The organism is Pacificibacter sp., from assembly GCF_039769035.1.
Taxonomy (GTDB): Bacteria; Pseudomonadota; Alphaproteobacteria; order Rhodobacterales; family Rhodobacteraceae; genus Celeribacter.
The window spans coordinates 1-9,560 of sequence record NZ_JBDMZG010000189.1; the positions used below are offsets into that span (position 1 = coordinate 1).

Sequence of the window (9,560 nt, forward strand, 5' to 3'; positions counted from 1 at the left end):
CCTCTTGCAGGCGCTGCAGAACAGTCAGACGGTTGCGCATGATCGACGCGCCGAACGTGGCCATTTGCGTTTCCAGCGCGGTGTACCAATGCGCATCCCGCACCGCGTCCTTGAGCAGTCGGTTGCGTTCACGCATTGCCTTTTCATAGCCCAGAACGGCCTCCGCATGACGCGGCTCAAAAGACATCACCATACGGTCCAAGAACCTGCGCCGCCCTTCGGGTGCTTCGATCCACAGACGGTCCATCGCGGGGATCAACCACACCACGCGCGCGATGCGGCCAAGCGCGATTTGCGCGGCGGTCTTGCCGTCGATTTTCACCGTGCGCGAGGCGCCGTTTTCCGACCACGTTTCGATGTCATGGGTTTGGTGCAACGACTGCAGCTCCGCGCGGACTTTCCACCCAAGGCTTTCGGGTTTGCGTGCAATATCTTCCATCGCGGCGCGGCGCAGGCCCCGTCCCGGTGACACCAAGGATACCGCTTCTAGAATATTGGTTTTGCCAGAGCCATTCGCCCCCCAAATCGCAACAGGCCGCCCATCCAATTCAAGATGCGCGGCCCTATGGGAACGAAAATGGGACAGGGTCAGGTCTTCGATAAACAAAGACATCTCGCCTCTTCCCCCACTTTAAAACTGTTCAATATCAACGCGCTAACGTCACACGCGCATCGGCATGACAACATAGACTGCAGAGGTGTCTGTGCCTTCACGCATCAAGGTTGGATCCCCAGATGAGTTGAACATAAACACAGCATTTTCGCGGTCCACTTGGCTGGCGATCTCCAAGAGATACTTGGCGTTAAAGCCGATCTCGAGGCGTTCATCGTTGTAAGCCACGGCCAATTCATCTTCGGCAGCACCGCTGTCTGGCGCGTTGACGGACAAGGTCAACTTGTCTTCTTCCAGCGTCAATTTCACAGCACGTGACCGCTCAGAGGACACGGTCGCAACACGGTCAACAGCCTTGGCAAACTCAGCTGCATCGACTTCGAGTTTGCGAGTGTTGCCCGTGGGAATAACGCGTGTGTAATCGGGGAATGTGCCGTCGATCACTTTCGATGTCAGCGTGATATCCGGCGTTGCGAAACGCACTTTGGCCTCGGACACGGACACAGCGATTGTCATGTCATCGTCGTCCAAAAGCTTGCGCAATTCGCCAACGGTTTTGCGTGGCACGATCACACCAGGCATTTCCAAAGCATTGTCTGGAAGCGGCGCATCAATGCGGGCCAAACGGTGGCCATCGGTGGCGACACAGCGCAGCGCTTTGCCGTCTTCGCCATCCGCGATGTGCATGTAAACGCCGTTCAGGTAGTAACGTGTCTCTTCGGTCGAAATCGCGAATTTTGATTTGTCGAACAAGCGGCGCAGCACAGGCGCTGGCACGGCAAAATTGCTATCGTATTCGGACGAGGTCATCACCGGAAAGTCTTCTTTCGGCAATGTGGCCAAGGAAAAGTTGGACCGCCCAGCTTCGACCGTCAAACGCCCTGAAGTGCCGTCATCCGCCAAGACAACCATCGCGCCATCTGGCAGTTTGCGCACGATTTCGTGCAACGTCACAGCGGACACTGTGGTTGCGCCTGCGCGCTCCACCATGCCAGCACATTTGTCGATCACTTCGATATCTAGATCGGTCGCGCGGAAGGACACTGTGTTGCCTTCGGCTTCGATCAGCACGTTGGCGAGAATTGGAATAGTGTTCCGACGCTCTACAACAGATTGCGCCTGCCCCACGGCCTTTAACAGCGCGCCGCGTTCAATACTAATTTTCATGCCACCCTCGTCTTATTCATTGGCCGGACGTTGACGATATATCATTCATCATAACGTGCAAGATATTGTTGGTCGGACTGTGCCCGCGTCGATGCGTATGCGTCAAGAGATTGCACCATTGCCGCGCATTTAATCGCGACAAGGTACAAGATGACACTCAAATCACGCGAAACAGCTACGCTTCTAACGCCCGACGCAGCATTTCGACGTCTTCAAACATTTGGCTGTCAGTTGTTTTCAGCTCTTCAATGCGACGAACGCCGTGCATCACTGTCGTATGATCGCGTCCGCCAAAGCGGCGCCCGATTTCAGGCAAAGACCGTGATGTCAGTTGTTTGGCAAGATACATCGCGACCTGACGCGGACGCGCGATAGACCGCACACGCTTAGGGCCAATCATATCGGACAACCGGATCGAGTAGTGTTCGGAAACGCGGCGCTGGATTTCTTCCACCGTGACCTTGCGATCAGAGGCTTTGAGAACATCCGCAAGACATTCTTGCGCCAGTTCCAGATTGATTTCGCGCCCAACCAAAGAGGCAAAGGCGAACAAGCGCATCAACGCCCCTTCGAGCACACGCACGTTGGTGGTGATCCGGTGCGCCAAGAATTCCAAGACGCCATCGGCGAACACGAGGCCCTTGTACTGCGCACGATACTGTTCGGCTTTGGTCTGCAAAATGCCCAAACGCAGTTCATAATCTGTCGGGTGCAAATCGACCACCAACCCGCACTGAAGGCGTGATTTGATACGGTCTTCGATGTTCTTGATTTCACCAGGGGCGCGGTCCGCAGAAATGATAATCTGCTTGCCTTGATCCACCAACGCATTGAACGTGTGGAAAAATTCTTCTTGGGTGCTGTCTTTGCCGGCGATGAATTGCACGTCATCCACCATCAGCACGTCGACAGAGCGGAACAACTGTTTGAAGTCCATCATCTGACGATCGCGCAGGGCTTGCACAAAACGGTACATGAATTGTTCGGCGGACAAATAAAGCACACGGGATTTTGGGTCGCGCACTTGGATCTCGTGGGCGATCGCATGCATCAGGTGGGTTTTACCAAGGCCAACGCCGCCGTACAAAAACAACGGGTTGAACGTAACAGGGCCACCTTCGGCAACACGACGGGCAGCCGCATGCGCCAATTCGTTTGGCTTGCCAACGACGAATTTATCAAAGGTAAATCGCGCATCAAGCGGCGCGCCGGGCAATTCGACCTCTTCACTCACCGGTGCCACCTGCACAGGCGCAGCGGCTGTGGTGCCAACGACGCCTTCCGCGGCTTCTGCAATCGCAGCTGCAGCGGGGCGCGCAACCTCAACTTTGAATTCAACGCGTGAGGCAGGTACGCCAGAGGATTTGAGGTGTGCCAAAATTTGGTCAGAAAAATTGCGTGTGACCCAATTGGCCATAAAGCTGGTTGGAACCGAGAAATGCGCGATGCCATTGTCAACTTTTTGCAGTTGCAGTGGCTCGATCCAATTCGCGTAATTGTTGCGTCCTACGGCCTCAAGCAACTGTTGCTTAACACGTCCCCACGTCTCGTTTTTCATATTTGTATTCGACCCAATTAACATTTTTTCGTTGTACGCCGGCGTTGAAACCGGTCGCAAAGCGGTGAACAGGTCACCGACCAAATAATGCGTTTCAGGTCTTCAAATTCACACGATGCGGTTAGAAAATATCCAACCATCCATTCAAAACTCCTCAAGGTTTTGAATAGCAGCCCTAAGGGCGCTCGTATAAATAGCACTTCGCAATACGGTACGACAAAAGAGTCCGGACAAATTAAATCCAGTCAGGTCATTCCAAATACTGTTCAACGCAAGTGGACACACCAGAAGAATCCGCGCACCAAGGTGCACAGGGTTCTGGACAGCTCAATCTAGGATACCCCTACCCTATTGATCAAACGACACCAAACACACAGACGGGAAAATCCCAAGAAAATCAGCTCATGGTCGTTGCCGCGGCTTCTTTTCAAATCGATGTGTGAGGTGGATGCCCTCCCAAGACGACGTGAATCGCATGGACAAGCTAGCAATCCAAAGTGCGCCCGCGCAACCGATCTTCGCGCTTGACTCTGAGTTTGCTCAAATCGAATCTTAAAAGTCGTTTGCGACCAGTCGCGACGTGTCAGAATTGTCTCAATTTGGGCTGAATTTGAAACAATTTTCATCAAGGATTGCGCAAAGCTTTGAGATTTTCTAATCGCCGCAGTCGCAGCAGATTCGCTGCACAGCCGCACGAAAATCCCATATTTTCTTAAACAAAACACAAAAAAACGCGCCCTGAGGCGCGTTTTCTGAATACTTACAAGGGGCTAGAATTTAGCCGAGTGCTTTAACACGCGCTGCAAGGCGAGACACTTTGCGGGACGCTGTGTTTTTGTGCACGATGCCTTTTGTAACACCACGCATCAGTTCTGGCTGAGCTGCTTTAAGAGCCGCTTTCGCAGCATCAGAATCGCCAGATTCGATTGCTTCTTCAACAGCGCGCAAGAATGTACGGATGCGTGAACGACGTGCTTTGTTAACTTCTGTACGACGTTCGATTTGACGGGCGCGTTTTTTCGCCTGTGGTGAGTTTGCCATGGTATACTTCCCTCTTTCGGGCTCAATTAAATTACGGTTGCGCAATAAGGCCCACGTCAAAAAGTGACGGGAAAGTCATAGCCTGAGCGGGCTCCACGCGCATGTAGGCTGTCCTCTAAGGGAGAATCGCCGAAAAGAAAAGCCTAAAACGCCTTATTTATCGCGGAACTGTGGCGCGCGCTTTTCCATAAAGGCGGCCATGCCCTCGGCTTGGTCATCTGTGGCAAACAGCGCGTGAAACGAACGACGCTCGAACAACAGGCCTTCGGACAAGGTCGACTCGTAAGCGCGATTGACAGATTCTTTGGCTGCCATGACCGAAATCGCGCTTTTCTCAGCAATTTTGCCCGCAGTCGCTAGCGCATCATCAAGCAGCTTTTTGGCGGGCACCACACGGGACACAAGCCCTGCGCGCTCGGCCTCTTCGGCTTCCATAAAGCGGCCGGTCAGGTTCATTTCCATCGATTTGGACTTGCCCACCAAACGCGTCAAACGCTGAGTGCCACCCAATCCCGGTATGACTCCCAGATTGATCTCTGGCTGTCCAAATTTCGCAGTGTCAGAAGCAATAATAAAGTCACACATCATCGCCAGTTCGCACCCTCCGCCCAGCGCGTAGCCACTCACGGCCGCAATAATCGGTTTGCGCACAGCTGTGATCCCAGCGCCTTCCGCGCCGAACAGATCGTCCAGCGCCATGTCCGCGTAGGACTTGTCAGACATTTCCTTAATATCCACGCCAGCCGCGAATGCTTTTTCAGATCCGGTGATAACGATCGCGCGCACTTTGGGGTCTGCATCTGCTTTGGACAGCGCATCGGCCAGCTCGCCCAACAGCTCTAGGTTCAAGGCGTTCAGAGAATCAGGGCGATTGAGACGCACCAGTTTCACACTGTTTTTAACGTCGACGATGAGAGTATTATAAGCCATGGGCACTCCAAAGAACTGTCTGTTGGGCTTGGTTTAACAGGCCTTGAGACGTATGAAAATCATGATTGGCAGGTTGGGCAAAAGAAAGTCGATCTGCCCGATTGAACGATCCGTTCCACAGCAGATGCACAATCTTGCGTCACACAAGGCTCACCTTCGCGGCCATAAACACGGAATCGGTGTTGAAAATAGCCCAGCTCGCCACCGGCTTGGCGAAAGTCCTTCAACGACGATCCGCCCGCCTCAATTGCATCCAGCAAGATCTCGCGAATGATCGGCACCAAGGCGGCCGCTTTGTCTGGCGCAAGGTCTTTGGCTTTTTGAGTTGGGTTCACGCCTGCACGAAACAGCGCCTCGCAGACATATATATTGCCCAAGCCTGCCACCAAGCGTTGGTCCAGCAGCGCCGTTTTGATCGGCGTGTTCTTGGCGCTCAGCGCCTGCGATAAATAGGCCTCGTTGAAATCATTGCCCAAAGGTTCAGGCCCGATTTTTGCCAGCAACGCATGGGTGTCAGCCGTTTCGGTGTCCAGCAAGTCCATCGCCCCAAACCGACGCGGGTCATTAAAAGTCACGCGCGCGCCATTGTTCATATGAAAGACGACGTGGTCATGTTTGATCAAGGCCGGATGCTCGTGCGCGAATTGCCCCAAGGGGTCGCCCGACACGGTCATGCGCCCAGACATGCCCAAATGGATCAACAAAGTTTCGCCACTGTCCAAATCCGCCAAGATATATTTCGACCGTCTGCGCAGCTGCAAAACGCGCGCGCCCGTCAGCCGTTCGGCCATACGTTCGGGAAAAGGCCAGCGCAAATCAGGGCGATTCACGTCGGCTTGCACGATCACCGCATCGGTCATACTTGGCGCAAGGCCGCGTCGAACTGTCTCGACCTCAGGTAATTCTGGCATTTTGCCCCCTCGATTCTGGCGCTGGCGATTGTCACGCGCGACCGGAAGCCTATAAGAAGGATAAGTTTTGCAAAAGGTGCAAGAGAGATGACTCAGTCAAACAACAAAACCACACATTTCGGCTTTAAAGATGTCGATGAAGATCAAAAGGCCGGAATGGTCCACGAAGTCTTCACCAATGTCGCCTCGAAATACGATGTGATGAATGATGTTATGTCCATGGGCATCCACCGCCTTTGGAAAGACGCGATGATGGATTGGCTGGCCCCGCGCCCTCATCAACATCTCTTGGATGTGGCCGGCGGCACGGGCGATGTGTCGTTTCGATTCTTAGAGCGCGCCCCTGGTGCCACCTCTGTTGTGCTGGATATGACCGAATCGATGCTGGTCGAAGGGCGCAAACGCGCCGAGGCCGAACAGATGGCCAATGATTTGTCTTGGGTCACGGGCGATGCCATGGCACTGCCGTTTGAGGACAACCAATTCGACGTCTACACGATTTCCTTTGGCATTCGGAATGTCACCCGCGTGAACGAGGCCCTCTCTGAAGCTTACCGCGTGCTCAAACCCGGTGGGCGTTTGATGGTGTTGGAGTTCTCGCAACTGCCAAACCCCGCGATGCAAAAGGCTTATGATCTGTATTCCTTCAACGTGATTCCGAAAATGGGGCAACTCATTGCGAACGACGCGGACAGCTATCAGTATCTGGTGGAAAGCATTCGCAAGTTCCCCGACCAAGAAACGTTTTTGCAGATGATCCGCGACGCAGGCTTTGCCAATGCGAGCTACCGCAATCTCAGCCTTGGCATCGCTGCCCTTCACACAGGCTGGAAAATTTAATGCGCGGGCCACACAATATATGGCGCCTCATCCGTACGGGCGCGACGCTTGAACGCACCGGTGCGCTGAAAGCCTTGTTCGAGGCCACCGACGCACCGCGCCCGATGCGGATTGCGCTGCGCACGATTGTGTGGCTGTTCCAATGGCTGGGCATCAAAGGCGACACCTCGCGTCCGCCGATTACCCGCGCCATCACAGCACTCGGCCCGGCCTACATCAAATTCGGGCAAATTCTGTCAACGCGCCCTGACGTGGTGGGCGAAGAGCTGTCACAACAATTGCAGATATTGCAAGACAAGCTGCCGCCTTTCCCCCGTGATGAAGCGATCGCTATGATCGAGGCGGATCTGGACTGCAAACTTGATGATGTCTTCTCTGAGTTTTCAGAGCCCGTTGCCGCCGCAAGTATTGCGCAGGTGCACAAGGCCGTGAAACGCGACACCGGCGAAGCGGTTGCGGTGAAGGTCTTGCGTCCCGGCATTGCAAAAGCATTCCGTAAAGATGTCGACGCCTTCTATTTGGCCGCATGGTTTATCCAAAAATTCTTGCCCTTTTCACGTCGCCTGCGCCCGCTTGATGTCATCGCCCATTTCGACGGCGTGGTGCAAGGCGAGCTTGATTTGCGCTTGGAAAGCTCTTCAGCCGCTGAATTTCACGCCAACACACTGAATGACGAAGGCTTTTACGTCCCCAAAGTCGATTGGGCGCTGTCATCGCGCAGCGTTATGACACTGGAATGGATTGACGGGATCACCTCGTCTGATTTGGCGGCCATTGATGAGGCCGGTTATGATCGCGCCAAGCTTGGTCGCATCGTGCTGCAAATGTTTCTCAGCCACGCCCTACGCGACGGTTTTTTCCACGCCGACATGCACCAAGGCAATCTGAAGATCGTCTCCAACGGCGATGTTGCGGCACTTGATTTTGGCATCATGGGCGTGCTCGATGCCTACACGCGCCGCGTCTATGCCGAGATCATTTTTGGCTTTATCCGCAAAGATTACAAACGCATCGCAGAAGTACATTTCGAGGCGGGCTATGTGCCAGCCGATCAAGATGTCGATGAATTCGCCCGCGCACTGCGCGCTGTTGGTGAGCCGATTTTCGGCATGGATGCCACAGAAATCTCCATGGGCCGCGTGATGGCCTATTTGTTGGAAGTGACCGAACGCTTTGGCATGGCGACCCGCACTGAGCTGATTTTGCTCCAACGGACGATGGTTGTGGTCGAAGGTGTCGCGCGGTCGCTTGATCCCAAAATCAACATTTGGGAAGTCTCTCAGCCCGTGGTCGAAAGCTACATCAAAGAAAACATCGGCCCCAAAGCCTTGGCGCGCGACCTTGGTCGCACGGCAATTGTGCTATCGCGCTTTGGTCCGAAACTGCCGCAAATCGCCGAAAACATTCTGATGGCGCAATCGGCAGAAAAAGACACGAGCCCCCAGCGCATGTCTTTGCGATACGTTGCTCTTTTGATGACGGGCGCAGGGGTTGCGGCAGGGATCGGGGCTATTGTGGCGCTGGTGCTTAGCTGAATTCAGCCACGCCAGCGGCGGCATATTCGGCCTCGCCTGAGCGCGTTTTCCACTGGCAATAGCAGGCCATGCGCCAGTGATACAGCGGCGCCAAAACGCGGTAGTGCGCGATGACATCTGCATTGCCATAAGCCTCCAACAGGATGTCATGATCTTTCGGGACCAGCGGCGACGCCCCATAAATGGCATGCATTGCTGGCGACAACGCGATGGCAAGATCATGCACCGGATCACCGATTGCAGGGCATTGCCAGTCCACAAAAGTCACACCGCCCTCAGGCCGCATCACCGTATTGGCAGGTGTCGGATCGCCGTGCAAAAAGCAAACCTTGGCGTCAGGCACGCGCGAGACCGCAGGCACATTTGCCATCAAAAATGCCGCCCGATCCGACGTATCAGACGCCAAAAACCGCAATCCCTGCTCAATCAACGCAGATGGAGAGCCATCCAAAGCGCGCAGGCCACGCGTTGGCGCTTGGGCGTGCAGCTTCGACAAGGCGTCTATAGCTGGCACCGTTGTGCGCTTTGCCACCGCACCTTCGACATAGTCGTAGACAAGGCACGGCCCAGCTTTTGTGTCGAAACGCCCGCGCAAACGTGGCGCCAACTGCGTATCGGACAGCACCGCCAGTGCGCGTTCTTCGCCGTCTATATCGTTGGGAAACAAAAGGTTAGAACGCTTCGTGTCGAAAAACTTGAACACCAAGCGGCCACTTGGAACCTGTGCTAAGAACACACGATTGACGCGCCCGCCTTGCAATGCGTCCCACTGACTGGGAATCCCAAAGCCCGCCGCAACTGCGGCTTGCATCGTTTCATTGAGTGCCGCTTTGCGATCCACGCCCTGCCCTATTCACCTTGGTCGATTGCTCGTGTGTACAAAAAGGCCACAGGGCGATGCAACCTCTTGTCGGTTATTTGGGCGCGCGCAACGCCGATACATCGTCTGCGTTCACCTCAACGCC

At 54.6% G+C, this 9,560-nt stretch carries 9 protein-coding genes; 2 read left to right on the forward strand and 7 right to left on the reverse strand.

The genetic code is table 11. The features are described from left to right. The 6 genes from ABF287_RS15305 to mutM all read right to left on the reverse strand — a co-directional run. Positions 1-613, reverse strand: a 613-nt coding sequence (locus tag ABF287_RS15305) for an AAA family ATPase (RefSeq protein ID WP_347185864.1), incomplete at its 3' end; no start/stop codon positions are given. 48 nt (positions 614-661) lie between these two features. Further along, positions 662-1,780, reverse strand: a complete 1,119-nt coding sequence (dnaN, locus tag ABF287_RS15310) for a DNA polymerase III subunit beta (protein ID WP_347185865.1) — start codon at positions 1,778-1,780, stop codon at positions 662-664. 175 nt (positions 1,781-1,955) lie between these two features. Beyond that, on the reverse strand, positions 1,956-3,338 hold the full coding sequence (gene dnaA, locus ABF287_RS15315; protein ID WP_347185866.1) for a chromosomal replication initiator protein DnaA: 1,383 nt from the start codon (positions 3,336-3,338) through the stop codon (positions 1,956-1,958). Positions 3,339-4,115: 777 nt separating this feature from the next. Beyond that, positions 4,116-4,379 (reverse strand): 30S ribosomal protein S20, encoded by a 264-nt coding sequence (gene rpsT, locus ABF287_RS15320; RefSeq protein WP_347185867.1) that lies wholly within the window; start codon positions 4,377-4,379, stop codon positions 4,116-4,118. 153 nt (positions 4,380-4,532) lie between these two features. Next, positions 4,533-5,309, reverse strand: a complete 777-nt coding sequence (locus tag ABF287_RS15325) for an enoyl-CoA hydratase (RefSeq protein ID WP_347185868.1) — start codon at positions 5,307-5,309, stop codon at positions 4,533-4,535. 59 nt (positions 5,310-5,368) lie between these two features. After that, complete coding sequence (mutM, locus tag ABF287_RS15330) at positions 5,369-6,220, reverse strand: bifunctional DNA-formamidopyrimidine glycosylase/DNA-(apurinic or apyrimidinic site) lyase (protein WP_347185869.1); 852 nt, start codon at positions 6,218-6,220, stop codon at positions 5,369-5,371. An 87-nt stretch (positions 6,221-6,307) separates the two neighbouring features. Between mutM and ubiE the strand changes: the two genes are divergently transcribed. Next, positions 6,308-7,060 (forward strand): bifunctional demethylmenaquinone methyltransferase/2-methoxy-6-polyprenyl-1,4-benzoquinol methylase UbiE, encoded by a 753-nt coding sequence (gene ubiE, locus ABF287_RS15335; RefSeq protein WP_347185870.1) that lies wholly within the window; start codon positions 6,308-6,310, stop codon positions 7,058-7,060. Continuing rightward, complete coding sequence (gene ubiB, locus ABF287_RS15340) at positions 7,060-8,595, forward strand: 2-polyprenylphenol 6-hydroxylase (RefSeq protein WP_347185871.1); 1,536 nt, start codon at positions 7,060-7,062, stop codon at positions 8,593-8,595. The genes ubiE and ubiB overlap by 1 nt, the downstream gene beginning before the upstream one ends. On the opposite strand, the gene ABF287_RS15345 is transcribed toward ubiB, so the two are convergent. After that, a complete protein-coding gene (locus tag ABF287_RS15345) occupies positions 8,588-9,436 on the reverse strand; it encodes an aminoglycoside phosphotransferase family protein (RefSeq protein ID WP_347185872.1) in 849 nt (282 codons plus the stop codon). The genes ubiB and ABF287_RS15345 overlap by 8 nt on opposite strands. Positions 9,437-9,560 lie beyond the last annotated feature (124 nt).

Excerpts from the sequence above, each read along its gene's own strand:
- dnaN (WP_347185865.1), bottom strand. The coding sequence starts at position 1,780 with ATGAAAATTAGTATTGAACGCGGCGCGCTGTTAAAGGCCGTGGGGCAG.
- dnaA (WP_347185866.1), bottom strand. The coding sequence starts at position 3,338 with ATGAAAAACGAGACGTGGGGACGTGTTAAGCAACAGTTGCTTGAGGCC.
- rpsT (WP_347185867.1), bottom strand. The coding sequence starts at position 4,379 with ATGGCAAACTCACCACAGGCGAAAAAACGCGCCCGTCAAATCGAACGT.
- ABF287_RS15325 (WP_347185868.1), bottom strand. The coding sequence starts at position 5,309 with ATGGCTTATAATACTCTCATCGTCGACGTTAAAAACAGTGTGAAACTG.
- mutM (WP_347185869.1), bottom strand. The coding sequence starts at position 6,220 with ATGCCAGAATTACCTGAGGTCGAGACAGTTCGACGCGGCCTTGCGCCA.
- ubiE (WP_347185870.1), top strand. The coding sequence starts at position 6,308 with ATGACTCAGTCAAACAACAAAACCACACATTTCGGCTTTAAAGATGTC.
- ubiB (WP_347185871.1), top strand. The coding sequence starts at position 7,060 with ATGCGCGGGCCACACAATATATGGCGCCTCATCCGTACGGGCGCGACG.